Annotated in this window: 18 protein-coding genes; 4 read left to right on the top strand and 14 right to left on the bottom strand. The window is 51.0% G+C overall.

Annotation, left to right across the window (positions count from 1 at the left end; translation table 11 throughout):
* The 5 genes from LUQ50_RS02205 to acsB all read right to left on the bottom strand — a co-directional run.
* Positions 1-888, bottom strand: an 888-nt coding sequence (locus LUQ50_RS02205) for a hypothetical protein (protein ID WP_300035520.1), incomplete at its 3' end; no start/stop codon positions are given.
* Positions 888-2795: an ASKHA domain-containing protein gene (locus tag LUQ50_RS02200; RefSeq protein ID WP_300035518.1), complete on the bottom strand. Its 1908-nt coding sequence runs from the start codon at positions 2793-2795 to the stop codon at positions 888-890. The genes LUQ50_RS02200 and LUQ50_RS02205, both read right to left, overlap by 1 nt.
* A 3-nt stretch (positions 2796-2798) precedes the next feature.
* Entirely contained in the window at positions 2799-4124 is a 1326-nt protein-coding gene (gene acsC, locus LUQ50_RS02195) for an acetyl-CoA decarbonylase/synthase complex subunit gamma (RefSeq protein WP_300035516.1), read from the bottom strand.
* Positions 4124-5053, bottom strand: a complete 930-nt coding sequence (locus tag LUQ50_RS02190; RefSeq protein ID WP_300035514.1) for an acetyl-CoA decarbonylase/synthase complex subunit delta — start codon at positions 5051-5053, stop codon at positions 4124-4126. Before LUQ50_RS02190 ends, acsC begins: the two co-directional genes overlap by 1 nt.
* A gap of 8 nt (positions 5054-5061) precedes the next feature.
* Entirely contained in the window at positions 5062-7083 is a 2022-nt protein-coding gene (gene acsB, locus LUQ50_RS02185; RefSeq protein ID WP_300035512.1) for an acetyl-CoA decarbonylase/synthase complex subunit alpha/beta, read from the bottom strand.
* Positions 7084-7268: 185 nt separating this feature from the next.
* Between acsB and LUQ50_RS02180 the strand changes: the two genes are divergently transcribed.
* Genes LUQ50_RS02180 through LUQ50_RS02170 form a run of 3 tightly spaced genes read left to right on the top strand, consistent with a single transcriptional unit; the run spans position 7269 to position 8557 of the window.
* The gene (locus tag LUQ50_RS02180; RefSeq protein WP_300035510.1) at positions 7269-7664 is read left to right on the top strand and encodes a GerW family sporulation protein; all 396 of its coding nucleotides are present in this window, start codon (positions 7269-7271) and stop codon (positions 7662-7664) included.
* A gap of 7 nt (positions 7665-7671) precedes the next feature.
* Entirely contained in the window at positions 7672-8349 is a 678-nt protein-coding gene (locus LUQ50_RS02175; protein ID WP_300035508.1) for a DUF2953 domain-containing protein, read from the top strand.
* On the top strand, positions 8342-8557 hold the full coding sequence (locus LUQ50_RS02170; protein WP_300035506.1) for a hypothetical protein: 216 nt from the start codon (positions 8342-8344) through the stop codon (positions 8555-8557). Before LUQ50_RS02175 ends, LUQ50_RS02170 begins: the two co-directional genes overlap by 8 nt.
* Before the next feature lie 34 nt (positions 8558-8591).
* On the opposite strand, the gene LUQ50_RS02165 is transcribed toward LUQ50_RS02170, so the two are convergent.
* The gene (locus LUQ50_RS02165) at positions 8592-9494 is read right to left on the bottom strand and encodes a CARDB domain-containing protein (protein ID WP_300035504.1); all 903 of its coding nucleotides are present in this window, start codon (positions 9492-9494) and stop codon (positions 8592-8594) included.
* 78 nt (positions 9495-9572) lie between these two features.
* Here LUQ50_RS02165 and gpmA point away from each other — a divergent pair, with 78 nt between their 5' ends.
* A complete protein-coding gene (gene gpmA / locus LUQ50_RS02160; RefSeq protein ID WP_300035501.1) occupies positions 9573-10319 on the top strand; it encodes a 2,3-diphosphoglycerate-dependent phosphoglycerate mutase in 747 nt (248 codons plus the stop codon).
* A gap of 74 nt (positions 10320-10393) precedes the next feature.
* Here the strand turns inward: gpmA and pdxT are convergent, their stop codons facing one another.
* The 8 genes from pdxT to LUQ50_RS02120 all read right to left on the bottom strand — a co-directional run bounded on the left by pdxT (position 10394) and on the right by LUQ50_RS02120 (position 17015).
* Positions 10394-10996 (bottom strand): pyridoxal 5'-phosphate synthase glutaminase subunit PdxT, encoded by a 603-nt coding sequence (pdxT, locus tag LUQ50_RS02155; RefSeq protein ID WP_300035499.1) that lies wholly within the window; start codon positions 10994-10996, stop codon positions 10394-10396.
* The gene (gene pdxS, locus LUQ50_RS02150) at positions 10986-11882 is read right to left on the bottom strand and encodes a pyridoxal 5'-phosphate synthase lyase subunit PdxS (RefSeq protein WP_300035496.1); all 897 of its coding nucleotides are present in this window, start codon (positions 11880-11882) and stop codon (positions 10986-10988) included. The genes pdxT and pdxS overlap by 11 nt, the downstream gene beginning before the upstream one ends.
* Positions 11883-11885: 3 nt before the next feature.
* Entirely contained in the window at positions 11886-12797 is a 912-nt protein-coding gene (gene cbiB / locus LUQ50_RS02145) for an adenosylcobinamide-phosphate synthase CbiB (RefSeq protein WP_300035493.1), read from the bottom strand.
* A gap of 6 nt (positions 12798-12803) precedes the next feature.
* Positions 12804-12980: a methytransferase partner Trm112 gene (locus LUQ50_RS02140; protein ID WP_300035489.1), complete on the bottom strand. Its 177-nt coding sequence runs from the start codon at positions 12978-12980 to the stop codon at positions 12804-12806.
* Positions 12977-13990: an adenylosuccinate synthetase gene (locus LUQ50_RS02135; protein ID WP_300035486.1), complete on the bottom strand. Its 1014-nt coding sequence runs from the start codon at positions 13988-13990 to the stop codon at positions 12977-12979. Before LUQ50_RS02135 ends, LUQ50_RS02140 begins: the two co-directional genes overlap by 4 nt.
* A gap of 86 nt (positions 13991-14076) precedes the next feature.
* Positions 14077-15234, bottom strand: coding sequence for an aminotransferase class I/II-fold pyridoxal phosphate-dependent enzyme (locus LUQ50_RS02130; protein WP_300035483.1), 1158 nt, complete (start codon positions 15232-15234; stop codon positions 14077-14079).
* Positions 15235-15243: 9 nt separating this feature from the next.
* On the bottom strand, positions 15244-15735 hold the full coding sequence (locus LUQ50_RS02125; RefSeq protein WP_300035480.1) for an Lrp/AsnC family transcriptional regulator: 492 nt from the start codon (positions 15733-15735) through the stop codon (positions 15244-15246).
* A 5-nt stretch (positions 15736-15740) separates the two neighbouring features.
* A complete protein-coding gene (locus LUQ50_RS02120; RefSeq protein WP_300035477.1) occupies positions 15741-17015 on the bottom strand; it encodes an ORC1-type DNA replication protein in 1275 nt (424 codons plus the stop codon).
* Positions 17016-17511: the final 496 nt, after the last annotated feature.

Here is a 17511-nt window from a genome sequence, read left to right as displayed (position 1 = left end):
TATCAATTCGGTCCTTATCGCAAGATACCGCTTCCAAAGCGTCTCGGTCGTCTCCTGATTGAATTTATCCAGTTCAGCAGGGACAACTCCCCAGGCGATGATGCCTCCCTTCTCCAGATATGACCTTATCTGATCGCGATACAGAAGAAGTTCTTTGGCTGTCCCATACGCATCCAGAGATATGAGTGCGGGTTGCAGGGACATCAGCAGCCCCCAGTCGGTATTCGAGCAGCAGTGAACCCCGATACCCCCTTCGATGAGTGACCCGATATCCTCGAAGGCTGATCTGACCATTTCAGGCGTGATCTGCATCACCGAGGATCCGAGGGCAGCGAGGTACGGTTCATCGATCACCACCAGTGTCTGCGGAGCACCAGTCTTTTGGATCAGCATTTCATACCATCGCGCCCGGAGTGCTAGCATCTTCGTGAGCATGTCAAAGTACTGGGCATCATATGCGAGTGGACGGCGATCCTGATCCGTGATCGTCAGCCCGAAGGTGACCGGTCCGGTGACCTGGCACTTGGCACACCAGACCGGGGAGAGATCCCGGGTAGCCATCTCATAGTATCCTGCCCCGTACTCGGGGGATGCAATGTACCGGTCGATGTGCAGCTCCATGAAATCAAGGTATACCTGTTCCATTTCATGCGAGAAGTCCAGTGCTCGATCGACATAGAGTTTATTCCCTTCAATAACCCTGCCTGGAAGATTCTCGGAGTCATGCCAGATGATCGACTCATAGGGGGAGATATTTGGGAGTGTCGGTGCATACGGCATCGCAGGGCAGAGCCGGAGCACATCATTCACTGCCGAAACAGGATCGGTATGAGGGAGTGAACCAACCCCTGATGCGATACTATGAGGGGATTTCAAAAATCCTGCCATTATTTTCCCTCCACCCGGAGACGACAGAGTTCAAGACTCTTCTCAACCATCGGAAAGAGGGTGAGATCGGTATGAGGCAGGAAGGTTCCTCTGGTGTATTCATCCATGAAAGTTGGTTCAGCATTGAGCTCGATGTACCCCATGAGAGAGGCAATCTCATCGAGAAATTTGCGCTTCTTCCGATTGATCAGGGCGATATTGGCACCTTCTGCAGCACCATTTCCGAGGTTGATGATGCGATCCACCGGTACTTCGGGGATCAGACCGACAGTAATCGCATTATCTTTGTTGATATAGTTACCAAACCCTCCGGCAAAATAAAGGGTTTTGATATCCTCACGGGTGATCCCTGCCTGGTTCATCAGGATAATACAGGCAGCAAGGGTTGAGGCCTTGCTCATGATGAGATTCTTGATATCGTTCTCAGTCACGACGATATCCTTCCCGATACCGGTCTCGTCCTTCCAGGCGAGAACAAATTCCGGGAAGTACTCACCCTCCCGGATGCGGGGATGGCCAAGGGTGGTATTGATTCTCCCGGTTCGATCGATAACACAGGCACGCAGAAGTTCGGCTAGCACGTCGATGAGTCCTGAACCACAGATACCAACCGGTTTCTTTCCGTTGATCGTCTGGTATTTGAGATCAAGAGTGGCAGAATCGATGCTGACCTTCTCGATAGCTCCGGGATTTGCCCGCATACCAAACAGTACCTCCCCCCCTTCCAGAGCCGGACCTGCTGCACCGGCGCAGGCAAACATCCACTCATTGTTGCCGAGCACCACCTCAAAATTAGTACCGATGTCGATCATCAGAGAGATCTCGGGACTCTCTGCCATTCCTGATGCCACGATGTCTGCAACGATATCACCGCCGATAAAGTCACTAACCGCTGGAAAGAGGAAAATCCCTCCCTCAGGCTTGATGGAAAGGCCAATTCTTCCGGCCGAGGCCGTGAGAGATCGTCGGACTACCGGGACATAAGGCTCCTCGATCATGTACGAGGGATCTATTGCAAGGAGCATGTGGGTCATGATCGTATTCCCTGCTACCACCACCTCGCAGATGTCATCCCGGTCAACTCCGGCATTATTCGCTGCCATGGTGATGGCATTGTTGATAGATTCGACCGCCAGATCCTGAAGGCGGGAGAGCCCTTTGCGTTTACTGTAATTTACCCGCGAAAGAATATCTTCGCCACATGATATCTGCTTGTTATAGGAGGACCCGACACCGATGACCTGACCGGTGGTGAGATCCCGAAGAAATGCAACGATAGTGGTGGTCCCGAGATCCACCGCCACCCCATATAGCCGGGTTGAGGTGTCACCCTTCTCGATCTCGATCATCCGGTATCCAGCTGGTAGCCGGGCAATAGTGGCAGTAACCCTCCAGCCGCTATCCCGAAGGATCGAGGGGATTCTTCGGAGGATCTCGAGAGGTACGTACACCTGCTTGCTGTTAGGACCCCCTGCATGAAAGATGGCATCTAATAACCGGTAGAGGTCGGATGCCGGCATTTCCAGGGTGGGAGGTTTGACCTGAACATAGTATTTCCTTATAGAGGGATTGAACTCGACAGCCTGACCGACCACATTCATAAGGATCTGCTGATTCTGGATCAGGGTCCGTTCCGGAACCATAATCTGACAGTCGTCCTCCGGATACGACTCGCAGGAGAGGATGGCGCCGGCATCCCGTTCCTCCTGGGTAAAAAACTCCTTAAACCGATCGGCATCAAACCTGATTCTGCCTGATTTGTGAAACATTACGCACTTTCCACACTTCCCAACACCACCACAGACTGCATTGATCGAAAGGCCTGCCTTCTGGGCAGCGGTCATGAGTGAATCAGATGAAGAAACCTCAACTTTCCGAAATCCGGGGAGAAAGGTAACAATCGGCATCGGTTACTTCAGCTCCTCCTCAATGAACGATGCAATCTCTGCTGCGTCGCGGGGACCGACGATGACCTTCCAGCCGGTATATTCCTCGATCCTGCCCGAGAGCGGGGATGCATATCCGGGAATGATGATGGTCTTGTGGTTCACCTCACTCGCGAGGCCGGACTTCTCGATCGCATCCTTAACCACCGACTCACTCAGTTTCCCTGCAGCAACCGCAGTCAGCACTGACATCCCCTCGGTATCCACGATAAGCAGCCAGCACGAACGCCGGGTTGATTCGAGATACCCCTGAAGGGTGAAGTAGGTGAGTGAAAAATTTACCGTGAGGAAGACCGGGTCATCCCGTCCCGGTGATCCCACCCGGTATAGTCCGGGGGTCATCTGGATCGGCTTCTGGGGATCGGTGTAGATATTCTGGCGCATCACCAGGGCGGCCTGCATCTCTGTTCTCGTCAGGGGCCTCGTCACGATCACTGAAGCAAACTTCGTAATACCGGTGATGAGTCCGGAGAATCCTGAACTCCGGACATCAAGAAAGACAGGGTATCCAAGTCCGGGAACAGACCTGGCCAGAGCAGCCTGACGCACCAAAGTTGAAGCCCTGATGAACTCACCCTCGGTTCCAGAGAGATCAAGCATCAACTGGGTGATACCAAGACCGGTGCATCTGGAAGCATTGGCGGCCAGCTGCTCGGGGTCGTTCCCGCTAACTACGAGCGGGGCTCCATATTTTTTTGCCAATGTGCAAAAGGCTTCGCAGTTTTGATCATTGACACCCCGGATCAGTGGCAGATAGTTCCCGCAGATAGCGAGGCCTGCCTCCATAACTGCGGGATCAGATGCCATCAAAACCAGGGGAAGATCTGGATTATCCTGGGTAACCACTGTTATTGCAGCCGCAAACCGCTCTGGAGATCTGGATTCTGCATAGACCGCAAGACCGTTCAGAACCAGATCGATCCCGATCCTGGTCAGGCGACAGCCCCTCACCTGGGAAACGACCTCCCGGATCCGGTCATCTGATTCCGTATCAGATACGGAATACATAATGCCAGGCTGGTGATAGAACGTCTTTTCATGCCGATAAAAGACAAATTCCTCGCCGACCGTGAATGAAAGGGTTCCCATACCCACCGTCACCTTCTGGATCGGTGGCCGGGTTGAAGCACCAAGGATATTCTTCGCCTCTTCGTCAAGGTATGGACAGAGATCAGGCTCAACCTTCCCCTGTGCCAGTTTCATGGCAAAGGTGAGACAGGTCGGATCCCCGCACTCCTTGCAGTTCTTCTTGGGGAGCAATTTGTAGATATCAAGGGCCTTGAGTGCCATCAGGCCACCTCCTCTTTCCACAGAGAATCAATCGCTGTTCTGAGCGGGGCAAGGGAGCCCGGATGCCTGACTACCAGAATGGTTGCCCCCGCGAGTGCCGCTGCAACTGCGGTCGCCACTTCCCAGGAAACAGCAGTCTCATGGGAATGAACCGCTGCTCTGACTTCCTTGATCGTCAGGGTATCTGAGGGGGCACAGATCATCGGCATTGCAAGATCACCATCCCCTTTCAGGGCTGCAAACCGAATTCGCTCCATAGTCGAGTAGGTATATTCAAACCCGTACCCGAGTGCCCCAGTATAGGGATCGATGAGGATCCGGTCATCAGGAACCCCGGCTTCCCGGAGCAGGATGTTGAGTTGCTTTGCCAGATTCACATCAATCGGGGACTGGGCGATGACCGAGTGTCCATATGCAATCGCAGCGGCTGCGACACTCCGGTACCGGGCCGCTTCCGCTGTGCCAAGTACGAGTTTCTCCTTCTCTCCAGCTTCTCCACACCGCTGAAATACCTCAGAATCGATATCGGCATCAGCACTCCCTTCAATGATAAGTGGGAGGCTCGTTGCCTGGAGGACTGCGATGACGGTCTTGCTCACTGCATCATACGCATCAAAGTTACGTCTTCTCGTCGAGGTGAGATTGAGCCTGATAAGATCAGCCTGCAGGGTGGTGTCCACATATGCGGCCCAGGCTGGTGGGTTATCAACCAGTTTTGTACAGGCACTTCTGATAACATCAGGCCAGAGTGCCGGGTCGTCGCATATCTCAAAGGCAATGAGGGGTTTTCTCCCGGATCCAATACAGGGAAGATCAGACTCGCCGCCGATACGGTAGGAGATACGCCGGGTTCCTCCTTCTGCTGCTGTAGCACCGATTACAACCTCTCGGATCGATGCGGTCCACCCAGGTGAATATGATATGGTCATGATTTCTCCTACAGCAGGGGGGCCATTGATAACGCAGGATGATCCACCGAGGTCAGAAATGTTAAGAGTCCCTCTATATCGGTTGCAACAGTTTCGTCTGCGATCTTCTCATAGAGGCCGGAGAGACCGGCTGATTCCATCTTTGCACGGAGCCTGGTCTCAAGTTCTTCCTTGACCACTAAGGGCATCCAGACAATCCTGGAAAGCCCGCCTTCTGCCTGGATGAACCGATCAGAAAGGAGGTATCCTTTTGAGATCCCAATAAAGCCGGGTGTCTGTGCACCTCCGCCAATGGTTCCGGCAAGGGTCGAGAAGGTCATCCCTGACGGAGTATCTCCTTTGTATTCCCTGCTCACGATCATGATTCCGTTCGTCTCGGGCAGGATCATGGCAACAGCTTCAAAACAGCCACAACAGGTCATCGGTGCGTCCATGATACTGTACAGGACACAGCGTTCGATCTCACCGTGGGATGCCTGCCTGACAAACCGGTTCACTCCTTCGTACTCACCTGCCTCATCGTTGATCAGGGTGCCCTTCTCAATCGGCTGGTTCGCTCCCGATGGTGACATCTCGTATGCCGTCTTTCCATCAAGCCAGGTAAGAGCACCACACAGAGCAGGTCGCTCGGGGGTGAGCACACAGACATGATTCGGGGCAAAAGTCTGGCAGAGGGTGCAGGAGTAGTACAGGGTGACATCTTCATCCTTCATCCCGGCAATCCGCTCATCCCGTTCAGAATAGATAGATTCAGCTTCCTTTTGGAGGATGAGTACCTGCTCCCGGTCAGTGATCATGGTGACCTGGACTGCATCGAGGAGGGTTGGAAAATCCATTCTGAATTTTGCAGCCAGAAGTTTTCCAAGATCGGTTATCCTGAGTCCCTGGGAGACCGCATCTTCAGAGACCCGAACCCAGATCTGATCCCGTTGTGCCGAGTGCCAGGAACCTTCTCCATAATTAATGAAGTTATGAATCCGTCGTTCCAGAACCGGTTCAAATTCCTTTTTCATCGCTTTGCCGGCAACCTCCACGATGATGCCAAGCGGTGCTGCTGACTTTTTCGGGATGGTATCGATCTCAGGACCGATGATGATGACCTTTCCGTCAGTTACTTCACTGGAATCCCTGACTCTCAGGAGTTCAAATGCAGGCGAGCGGGTCCCCCCAAACTCGGCATACATCTCCTCTTTCCGGATAGCCTTTCCTTCAAACGCGGGCGAACAGGCCATCGGGATGGGAATTGAGGTGACCTGAACCCGGATTCCCCGCATCTCCATCCCGATTCTGACAATATCAGTCGGGCCTGCCTGTACCCAGTCATGCCCCTCATATCCTCCCATGTGGAGGATCGGAATCCCAAGCACCCTGAGAGCATCAATGAAGGCGACTTCTTCGTCAGTCATGCCCGGGAATGCAATGACAAATGCCTTTGCCCGCTCGGATGCATACGCAACAAGCCGGTGTGCATCACCTGCAACAACACCTCCGAACATCATCGCAACCCTGGCAAGAATATCGGCAAAGTGAACTGCGGCCAGTGAGTCCTTACCGAGCGGGACCAGCCTGAGGTCAAGACCAACCCTGACCCCGGCATCAGTGAGGGATGTTATCACACCGCCTGAGAGGAACGTGAGCATGAGCTTCTCCTGCAGCTCCCTGCATATTGCTGCTGCATAATCAGCCGAAGCAGCGTTCCCGACGACCAGGGCAAGCCCGAGAATACTTCCATCCACAAGCGTGTACCCGAGTTTTCGGATCACCGCATCCTCAATAAATCCGGTATACGGGGGGCCTTCTCGTACCCCCCGGGACGCAAGCAGGATTTCAGCACCAATCAGGGGGCTTTGGTGAGCAGCTGCAAACACCTGCTCCGCTGCCTGCTGTGAGTCGATCCCTGAACCTGATATTGCGTAAGAGATCGGGAGATAGTATGCGGTATCCTGGTACCCGTGAAATGAAGATATTGCAGCAACCTGCTCTGCGATCTTCTTTATGCCCGATGCAACAGACGTATCGATCTGAACCATATCTTCTCACACCATAGATTGTTTCCCGATAATTAGAAGGTTAGTATCTCCTGATATCAGGGAGAATCACGAGGAATTAAAAATCAGAGTTACAATCATGGCAACTATCAGGAGCACTATCCTGATATTTTTTGCAGATAAGTAATCTATTAATAATCTCACGGTGCATCCCCTTGCAGATACATATGGCAACAGAAGAGATCCTCAAAGAAGCAGCTGGGCAACTCAAAGAGATCATCACAGCCCGCAACGTCATGGGTGATGCAGTAGATCTCGGGAACCGGATGATTATTCCGGTAACCAAATTCGGAGTTGCCTTTGGTGCAGGCGGAGGATTCGGCAGTGGTGAAAAGGCTAGTGCTGGGGGAGCCGGTGGAGGTATCGAGCCGGTCGCTGTGATCATTACCGACAAGACCCTGAGTGGAGTTGAAGGAATCCAGATCATCTCACTTAAGAATAATAACCCAATAGCTCAGGTGATCACCTCACTCAGTGAAACACTCGTCCCCCAGGTTATAGACCTTATCAAGAAGAAAGACGCAGCAGCGCCAACACTACAGGATTCTGAGCCCTCACCATAACCTTGTTATGTATGATCTGATCCCCTATCTTTTTCTGACAACCGGATTTTCTCTGTTTTTTATCCTCACTGCAGTTCTTATCTACCGGATTCCACTCATCATTACCTTCAGCGGAACTATGCAGGGGGGGATTAGGACAGGAGAAGCCTGCATCAGATGGGGTCCGGGCAATATCTGCATCAGACCGGAGGATTCAGGGCTACAGGTGGTAGTCCGGATCCAGAGAACTCAGATATTCACCTATATACTACCAGAGAATAAACCCGGTGAAATTCCTGATTCTGGAGAATCGGCCCATCATGAGCCTACATCGCCTGGCTCTCATCCGCAGAGCCTTTTCAGATTCGTCCCGGTACTGAAGTCGCTCATCCCACTCTTACTTTCCCATATCAGGATCGAGAGAATTACCGGGACTGTCAGGTTAGGAACCGGAGATCCGGTGTCAACCGGATTGGTTTATGGCTATTATCATGCACTCACCCCAGTCAGTATGCATGTCTGTTCAGTAACGTTGATCCCGGTTTTTGATCAGCTTATCATAGAGGGAACTCTTACCTGCGGATTCAGGGTTCAATACCCTGCAGGGCTGGTAATCAGATCTGTTCGGAGTGTTCTGCCAGATCTCTTTCCACTCCTGGATATCCCGGTTCCTGCTTTTTTTACATGGGGGAAAGTGGGTGCCTGATCACCTAATTCTTTTCACCAGCCCGGTGATCAGTGGAGCGAGGAGTTTCTACCCCCTGGTCAGGGTGTCAGTTTTTGCCTTTCAGAACGGTCAGTGCTTATCTGGTGAGCCGGTTGCCCTGCTCATCGAAGAAGAGGGCTTGTGGTATTTTTCTTCGCTTACGCCCGGTATTGCAGAGGATATCCTCCTTCATGTAGAGACCAGATAAAAAAGATAGCCAGAAATCGGCCTGTTGTCTGTGATCAGGTGGTTGTAACAGCAGTGGTACTGCTCGTATTGTTCGGTATCGGGACCACAATTACCGATGAGGTGGTGTTGATCATCATCGTATCCGGGAACGGGCTCATGGCAATCGTCGGCCCGGTGATGCTGATCATCCCTTCTCGGTACCAGTCATTATTGGAGGGAGTACTGTCTGATACCGAACCTGAGGGATCGACATCCATGAGAATACCGTATTCACCCGGGGTGGTGGTAGACGGGACGGTAACCGAGCGGGTTGTGGTTGCCTGACCTCCTGCCGGGATCGACTCAATATCCCAGGTTCCAAGAAGCAGTGGTTCTGTTGTACGGATACTCCGGTTCGTCAGATAGAAGTCAACCGAGAACCGTCCGGCATCAGAACCTCCATTATTCCCTACCGCCCCAATAAGCCTGATTGTTTCACCGGGAGCGGCCTTCCCAGGAGTGATCACCCCGAGACCAACCAGATCCGTATTACCTTTTGGCCGGGTAGCATCAGAGATCCGGATTGTCTTTCCCGATGACATCTTCTGATCAGTTCCCATTACCTCACGGACAAAGGTGTAGACACCATCTGCAAGATTCATCGGAAGCAGGAAGGTGTTCGCACTGGAGTAATCACCACCTGCAGATATCGGTGTGAGATCAGTAGTTCCTATTGGAACCGGAGTTGCATTTTTTTCTGACTCATTTACCAGATAATAGGTTACCTTCTCTGATCCTGAAGAGGAATCACCCTTGTTGTTCAGAACCTCAATGATCGTAACCGATCCACCGGGATATCCGGTATCAGTCACAATCAAACCTTCAGTCGAGACGTTCACGGCTCCTGTTACGAGTCCGGTAGTGACAAGGATCAGACCCAGCACTACCACCGCAGCACATCCGACACCAGTACCCATATGTCAAGATTGGTGACTTGCGAATATAACCTTTCCAGAGTTTTAACCGGTCTGCAGACTAACATCCCTGTGAATCTCATGTATACACTGGTCCTCATACGTCACGGTGAGAGCCTGTGGAACCGGGAGAACCGGTTTACTGGCTGGAAAGACATCGATCTCTCCCCTCAAGGATTGGAAGAGGCACATTCGGCAGGTCGCCTGCTTAAAGAACAGGGTTACACCTTTGATGTCGCCTGGACATCGGTTCTGAAGCGGGCAATACGGACACTCTGGACGATTCAGGATGAGATGGACCTGATGTGGATCCCGGTGATCCGTTCATGGCGCCTGAACGAACGTCATTATGGTGCTCTCACCGGTCTTGATAAAGCAGAGACGGCAGCACAGTATGGAGAGGAACAGGTTCACATCTGGCGTCGGAGTTATGACATCCCCCCTCCGGCATTTGCCTCTGGTGATGGATCAAATCCCGGATATGATCGTCGTTACAGTGAACTGAACCATAATCAGGTCCCCCTCACCGAGTGCCTGAAAGATACCGTTGCCAGGTTCCTCCCACTCTGGGAGTCTGACATCGCCCCGGCAATACGATCCGGGAAAAAGGTTCTCATCGCTGCACATGGTAACAGTCTCCGAGCCCTGATCAAACACCTCGATCAGGTCTCTGATGCAGAGATCACCGGACTTAATGTCCCGACAGGTATCCCCCTGGTATATGAGCTGAATTCGGATCTAAAACCCCTGAGACACTACTACCTCGGCGATGAAGAGGCAGTAAAGGCTGCAATGGATGCGGTAAAAAACCAGGGAAAAGCAAGATAATTTTTTTATTTTCCTGATTGCATAACCAGGAGAGAATATTGCACTATCTATTATTTCCAGTGGAAATAAAGGGGTCACGCGCCTGGGCGCGGTAAAGAAAGGATCCCGTCAAGGAAGAGATGATGAAGTCTTAAATCTCCTCCAATTTCAGGATGAAATGCCAGAATCAGATGTTTTCCTGAGCGAAGACCTACGATCCCCTGGGGAAGAACGGCTAGTGGTTCTACGTCAGGACCTGCCAATTCTACAACCGGAGCTCTGATGAAGACCGCATGAAATGGCGATGCAATACCGGCCACCGGGATATCAGCCTCAAATGATTCACGCTGCCTCCCAAATGCATTCCGGTTAACCACAGTGTTTACAATTCCAAGCGGTGCAAACCGTGATTCGTCTTTCACCTCCCGTGCCGTAACCACCATCCCGGCACAGGTCGCAAATATCCCGCCTGAAAAATTCCTTATCTCCTCACGTAAACCATTCTGATCGATGAGCCGCATAAAGGTGGTTGACTCACCACCAGGGATGGCCAGGGCAATCAGGCCCTCCATATCACCGGGAAGTCTTACCTCAACAACCGGGATGTTGACCTGACGTTCACGGATGACCTGCTCAAACGCGGCAATGTGTTCACTCACATCGCCCTGAAGGGCCAGAACACCGATCTTACCATCCACGGGATGCCAGCCTCTCTTCCGGTGGAAGGGAGTGAATCTCAATCCCCCTCATCGGTTCACCAAGACCCTGGGAAACTTCCGCTAATACTGCCGGTTCATTGAAGTGGTTGACTGCTTCAACGATGGCTTTTGCCATCTTGGCAGGATTCTGAGATTTGAATATCCCGGATCCTACAAAGACCCCGTCACTGCCGAGTTGCATCATGAGAGCCGCATCGGCAGGAGTTGCAATGCCACCGGCTGAGAAGTTGACAACCGGAAGACGCTGACGTTTTGCAGTTTCAATAACCAGCTCAGCAGGGGCTTCAAGTTCACGTGCCCGCTTGATCAGTTCTGTCTCATCCATACCCTTCAGTTTGCGGATCTCACTGAGGATCGTCCGGTTATGCCTGACTGCCTCAACGACGTTGCCGGTACCTGCCTCACCCTTGGTTCTGATCATGGCTGCTCCTTCGTTGATCCGACGGAGTGCTTCACCGAGATCGCGTGCACCACAGACAAAGGGGACCGTAAATTGTTTCTTATCGATATGGAACTCTTCATCAGCAGGGGTGAGGACCTCAGACTCATCGATCATATCAACACCGAGTGACTGGAGAATCTGGGCCTCAACAAAGTGACCGATTCTGGCTTTTGCCATCACCGGAATAGATACTGCGCTAATGATCTCCTTGATCATGCCTGGATCTGACATCCGGGCCACGCCACCTGCTGATCTGATATCAGCCGGAACCCGTTCGAGGGCCATGACCGCAACAGCCCCCGCATCTTCGGCTATCCCGGCCTGTTCAGCGTTCACCACATCCATTATTACACCGCCCTTCTGCATGGATGCGAATCCGCGCTTGATCAGTTCAGTGCCGTACCGAAGCTCTTCGAGTTTCATTCCTCATATATTGGGGAGAAGATTCCATAAAACTGATGCAGTAGCGGCAACGATGGCAAAGATCAGAGTTGTTCCCCTGACTGAACCGATGATATCAGGACCTGCCTGCCGGAGGGGTCGTTCAGGATCCCCAATCCGGTACTTTCCCGGTTTCTCAAACATCACTCCGACACCCCCTGCGATCAGTGACATCGGAATTCCTCCGTTAAATCCGGGTCTAAGTTTTCGATCACGCCTGAAGATCCGAATCGCGGGAGCGATGCGCTTTCTGCCCAGAAAATATGCCATAAGCAACAGCCCGGTAATCCTGGCAGGAATGTATGAGAGGATATCATCCATCCTGGCAGAAAACCACCCGATCCGCGATCGTTCATCAGTATACCCAAGCATCGCATCCATCGTATTGGCTGCCCGAAAACACGCTGCACCAGGAAGCCCGAAGATCATGAAGTAAAAAAGCGGGGCAATAATGCTGTCGTTCAGGTTCTCTGCAACCGATTCATAGGCAGCAGAGAGGATCTGTTCATCGGTGAGCGTGCTGGTATCACGAGAGACCAGCATCCTGACCTGCTCCCTCCCGACATCCGGACTGGTGGCTGCGGCCACCATTTCAGCATGCTCTTCAAGAGAGCGAACCGCAAAGCAGATCTTAAGCAGAAACGGCCCTATCAGTACCATCAGATACCAGGGAGCGTACCGGGTGAAGAGGAAGAACGGGAGGGTGAAGATGATTACCGTGGCAATCCAGAAGATGACTCCGACCAATCGATGCAGGACAGGATTCCACCAGATGGGTCTTCCCCACCATGAGATAAAACTCCCGATCATCGCAACCGGATGATAGCGGGTATGAGGATCCCCACAGACCCGATCCACAACCAGGGAGAGGATCAGAACCAGCGGGGAGAGAAACATGAAAAATCAGATATTCTGGGGGAGGAGGTTGGGGATGCCCTCCTCTATCGGGTATGTTACCGAACATGCATGACAGATCAAAGAGCCGGTCATGATCTCCACTTCATTCTCTTCTTTGACAACGAGCTCCAGATCTCCCTTGCAGACCGGACAACAGAGGATATCATACAGATCCCGCTTCATACGAGTTCACTCCGCAGATCAATGATCTGACTCATCTCAGGACCGGTAGAGATGAGGGTTACCGGGGAGCGGGTGTCTTCTTCAACCTGTTTCAGGAAATCTTTCACAGGTTTTGAAAGCTGTGAATATTCGGTAGCACCAAAACAGGCTGCATCTATATGATCGACACCAGTGATTGCAACCTGGGTACAGCCGTTGATCATAGACGCATACCGGGCCATCTCACCATCCCAGTTCCCGATACGTCGTTCACGACCGGTTACCGTTCCAAACTCCTGGATGCCAAGATCATGTGCCTTACTACTTGACATCTCGGTGCTGAACGGCCCTTCGCCCACCCGGGTCGGGAACGCTTTGAAGACCACGATCACATCATCGATACGGGTCGGGCCTACCCCGTTATCAGCAGCCATCTGTGATGCCGAGGTATCCTTGGAGGTCACAAAGGGATAGGAGCCGTAATAGAGTGAGATCCCAAAGCCCTGAGTCCCTTCAAGCACAATGTTCTCACCTGCATCAAGTGCAGTATTGATCTCGAGTGGAACATCGGTAAGGTACGGTTTCAGTTCGGGAATGTCACGAGCAAGTCTCGCAACCCGCATTGCACGGTCACGGTTGGCAGGGCCACATCCGGTCCCGGTTGACCCGACTTTCTTGGCAAGGTGTGCGTTACTTTTATCCTCATCAATATGGTTGGTATCGATGATGGCACACCGTTCATCAATGAAGACCCGGCCACCAACATCAAGAACCTCGACCTCGTGGGCAAACACACGGGGATCCACAAGAACTCCGGTTCCGATCATGAGCCTGGCATCAGGATAGACAAATCCGGAGGGGCACATCCGAACGCCAAACTTCTTCTCACCCACCATGACGGTATGTCCGGCATTCGGGCCGACACCCCCCCTCGAAATAATAGTAGGTTTATCTTTGTGAGCGACGTGGGAGACGATCTTCCCCTTCCCTTCGTCACCAAAGTTGCCGCCCACGATGATGGTACAACTCATCCAACAGGATAGGTTAGAGACGATCTGACATATACTCTCCCCTTCAGAAACTCCCCAGATTTGGCCTTGGCAGGAAAAATTGAAAATCAGAGATTTTGTAAGAATTCACCCATGCGGGTTATTGCTTCAGAGAGATCATTGCGGGAGACTGCATATGCACATCGCACATGCCCTTCGCCAGCAGTCCCGAATACACTGCCTGGAACCACGGCAACTCCGGCCTCGGTGATCAGCCGTTCTGCAAACTCCTGATCCGTAAGGCCGGTCTGCTTTACTGAGGGGAAAGCATAAAATGCTCCTTCAGGAAGGTGACAGGGAAGTCCGATCCGGTTCAGACCATCCACAAAGAGGTTGCGCCTCATGTGGTATTCCCTGACCATGTGTTCCATCGGCTCCTCTCCGTGCCTGAGAGCTTCGATCGCCCCGTACTGAGCCATAGTCGGTGCTGAAAGCATGATATACTGATGAATTTTGAGAGCTGCAGCAGTGATCTCTTTGGGTGCACAGAAGTAGCCGAGTCGCCATCCGGTCATTGCAAATGCCTTCGAGAAACCGGAAAGGGTTACGGTCCGATCCCAGAGCCCGTCAATTGAGGCGACTGCACAATGCTTTCCTTCGTATGTAAGCTCCGCGTACACCTCATCTGAGAGGATAAGCAGATCATGGTCAATGACCACATCAGCGATGCCCTTAATATCTTCTTCCCGCATCACTGCCCCTGAAGGGTTGTTCGGGAAGTTCAGAATCAGTACTTTGGATTTCGGAGTGATGTGCTCCATCAGTACGTCAGGCGTCAGCCTGAAATGATCCTTCTCAAGGCAAGGCATCAGGACTGGTTTACCGCCCGCCAGCGTTACGCATGGTCCGTAGGAGACATAGATCGGATCCACAACCAGAGCTTCATCACCAGGGTTGATCACCGCACGGATGGCTATATCAAGTGCTTCAGATACACCGGTGGTGACGATCATCTCTGACAAGGGATCGTACTGGATCTGGTAACGCCGATCCAAAAACGCTGCCAGCTCCTTTCGGAGCGTGACAAGGCCGGTGTTTGAGGTATACGAGGTATGACCCTGCTCAATTGAGGTTATTGCAGCTTCGCAGATGTGCCATGGAGTAGTGTAATCCGGCTCTCCCACACCGAGTGAAATGACATCCTCCATCTGGCCGGCAAGGTCAAAGAAACGCCTGATCCCTGACGGGGGTATGGCCTTGGCCCGTTCAGAAATAAAATCCCGCATCTTCAACTCCTAAAATGAGAAGGGAAGCCGCTTCCCCTCTTCCCGTTCTACATACAACACTCCATTCTCCTTGTATGTCTTCATGATCAAGTGAGTAGCAGTCTCCCTGATCCTATCCATAGGTGCGATCTGCTCAGAGACAAAACGTGCTATCTCCTGCATACTCTTCCCGGTAACCAGGAGTTGGAGATCATGAGAACCAGTTTTGAGGCGCAGACTCCGTACATTGGAAAACCGGGCGATCCGCTCAGCGATTCGATCATACCCCCATTCACGTTCCGGAGCAACCTTAAGCTCGATGATTGCAAACACCACACCCGACTCGAATGCTTCCCAGTTGATCACTGCCGAATACCGGCCAATGATGCCTGCATCTTCCAGGGACTTTTTCCGTGAAAGGATCTCATCATCAGTACATTCGAGCATGATTGCAAGATCATGCACCGGGGTTGTACAATCCTCTTCAAGAAGGGAGAGGAGTGTCCTGTCTTTATCATCCATGAGTTTCACCGTAACATGGTAACGAGAAGTTCTGCATCAATTTGTGCAAGACGGCCGTCCTGCTCCTCCATGATAACCTCCCAGATCTTGTCAGTATTGGTATCAAACCACATCTCCTTGGTTCTCCCATGTCGTCCCCGGTTTACAAGGCGGGTGCTGATAACCCCGAGCATATTAAGTTCAGATATAAGGTCTGATATTCTGCGAATGGTCAGAACATCAATATCGAGTATTGGAGTAATTTCACGGTATATCCGGGTGATCTCACCGGAGATGAATATTTTCTGACCTGCCCGGTGAAGCAGAAGCATGCAATACAGGACGATCTTGCTCTGGGTTGGCAGGGTCCTGATACATTCGACCATGCTATCGGTTTCAATCTTGGCCTGGGCTTTTTTCACATGATCAACATGAACCTTCTGTGAACCCTCCCGATCAGCAAGTTCCCCGGAGATTCTGAGCAGATCAAGGGCACGCCTGGCATCACCGTGTTCCTGTGCAGCAAGTGCAGAACAGAGAGGAATTACTTCATCATGAAGTGCGTTTTCAATGAATCCGATGGTAGCACGCTGTTGAAGAATATCACAGAGCTGGGTTGCATTATATGGAGGAAAGACAAGTTCTTCTTCAGAAAGTGAGGATAAAACCCGTGGATCCAGGAACGTTTTAAACCCCAGATCATTTGAAATCCCAATAATTGATACTTTGGATCGGTCAAGATCGGTGTTAATTCTGGTGAGATTGTAGAGGGTATCATCACCACTTTTTTTTACGAGTTTATCAATCTCATCAAGAATGATGATAAAAACACCAGATACTGCTTCAAGCTGGTTTTTTAATTCAGCATAAACCTGATCGGTCGGCCACCCGGTCATTGGGATATGGGTCCGGAGACGATCACTAGGGAAGTCATCTTCCCCAAGGATGAGTTTGGCTATCTGGGCAAGCACGCGGTACTGGGTGTCTATCACTTCACAATTTAGATGGACAACCCGGCATACGGTGCCTCTCCGGGCACTTACCTGCTCAAGCTCAGTACCTACATATCTGACAGAGGCTGTTTTTCCGGTTCCGGTTTTTCCATAAATGAGAATATTAGAGGGTGTTTCCATCTGAAGAGAGGGAGCAAGAATTGAAGCTATTTGATCAATCTGAGGTTTCCGGTGAGGAAGGATATGTGGGCGATATGAATGCCGGAGAACTTCCCGATCCTTAAAAATACGGTTTTCAGCCAGATATTTATCAAATAATCCAGATGAACCGGTTGTCTCTTCCGTCATTGGTTTTCTTTCCTATCATGGTTAGATGGATGTTCCATTAATACTATAGGAAGGGTAAATAACAGGTTAAAATCATCTTAAAAAAGATATTTTTTGTGAAATTTTAAAATTAAATTTCTGATCTCTAAAAAATTAATTTACCCCCACCCCTTTATTTCCACTGGAACCATAAATTTCAGTAGGGATAGATAAAATATCTAAAAATATATTTTCAGTATGTACTCTATTCTAGTTTTAGCTTAAATAAATTTCTTTCAGTACAATGGTGCAATATTAAAATTTTAAAATTTCCCGTAAAAAAGTGTAAGACAGCAATTAAGCGTAATTTGTAAAGATTTATTCTATTTTTACGCTAAGTAATGTGACACCATCACCTAAGCAAGTCAATAATTATAGAAGTATTTTCACAAATAAAAAATTCAATGTAAACCCAAGAATCAAGAATAGATGATAAAATCTAAAATTATGTCACGTCATTATGAGAATAAATCCCATC

The organism is Methanospirillum sp. (assembly GCF_028679455.1).
Classification (GTDB): Archaea; Halobacteriota; Methanomicrobia; order Methanomicrobiales; family Methanospirillaceae; genus Methanospirillum.
This window is presented reverse-complemented; position numbering and strand designations above follow the sequence as displayed.

What these genes read in the sequence shown, in the direction of transcription:
- LUQ50_RS02200 (WP_300035518.1), bottom strand. Translation starts at nt 2,795, where the DNA reads ATGCCGATTGTTACCTTTCTCCCCGGATTTCGGAAAGTTGAGGTTTCT.
- acsC (WP_300035516.1), bottom strand. Translation starts at nt 4,124, where the DNA reads ATGGCACTCAAGGCCCTTGATATCTACAAATTGCTCCCCAAGAAGAAC.
- LUQ50_RS02190 (WP_300035514.1), bottom strand. Translation starts at nt 5,053, where the DNA reads ATGACCATATCATATTCACCTGGGTGGACCGCATCGATCCGAGAGGTT.
- acsB (WP_300035512.1), bottom strand. Translation starts at nt 7,083, where the DNA reads ATGGTTCAGATCGATACGTCTGTTGCATCGGGCATAAAGAAGATCGCA.
- LUQ50_RS02180 (WP_300035510.1), top strand. Translation starts at nt 7,269, where the DNA reads ATGGCAACAGAAGAGATCCTCAAAGAAGCAGCTGGGCAACTCAAAGAG.
- LUQ50_RS02175 (WP_300035508.1), top strand. Translation starts at nt 7,672, where the DNA reads ATGTATGATCTGATCCCCTATCTTTTTCTGACAACCGGATTTTCTCTG.
- LUQ50_RS02165 (WP_300035504.1), bottom strand. Translation starts at nt 9,494, where the DNA reads ATGGGTACTGGTGTCGGATGTGCTGCGGTGGTAGTGCTGGGTCTGATC.
- gpmA (WP_300035501.1), top strand. Translation starts at nt 9,573, where the DNA reads ATGTATACACTGGTCCTCATACGTCACGGTGAGAGCCTGTGGAACCGG.
- pdxS (WP_300035496.1), bottom strand. Translation starts at nt 11,882, where the DNA reads ATGAAACTCGAAGAGCTTCGGTACGGCACTGAACTGATCAAGCGCGGA.
- cbiB (WP_300035493.1), bottom strand. Translation starts at nt 12,797, where the DNA reads ATGTTTCTCTCCCCGCTGGTTCTGATCCTCTCCCTGGTTGTGGATCGG.
- LUQ50_RS02140 (WP_300035489.1), bottom strand. Translation starts at nt 12,980, where the DNA reads ATGAAGCGGGATCTGTATGATATCCTCTGTTGTCCGGTCTGCAAGGGA.
- LUQ50_RS02135 (WP_300035486.1), bottom strand. Translation starts at nt 13,990, where the DNA reads ATGAGTTGTACCATCATCGTGGGCGGCAACTTTGGTGACGAAGGGAAG.
- LUQ50_RS02130 (WP_300035483.1), bottom strand. Translation starts at nt 15,234, where the DNA reads ATGCGGGATTTTATTTCTGAACGGGCCAAGGCCATACCCCCGTCAGGG.
- LUQ50_RS02125 (WP_300035480.1), bottom strand. Translation starts at nt 15,735, where the DNA reads ATGGATGATAAAGACAGGACACTCCTCTCCCTTCTTGAAGAGGATTGT.
- LUQ50_RS02120 (WP_300035477.1), bottom strand. Translation starts at nt 17,015, where the DNA reads ATGACGGAAGAGACAACCGGTTCATCTGGATTATTTGATAAATATCTG.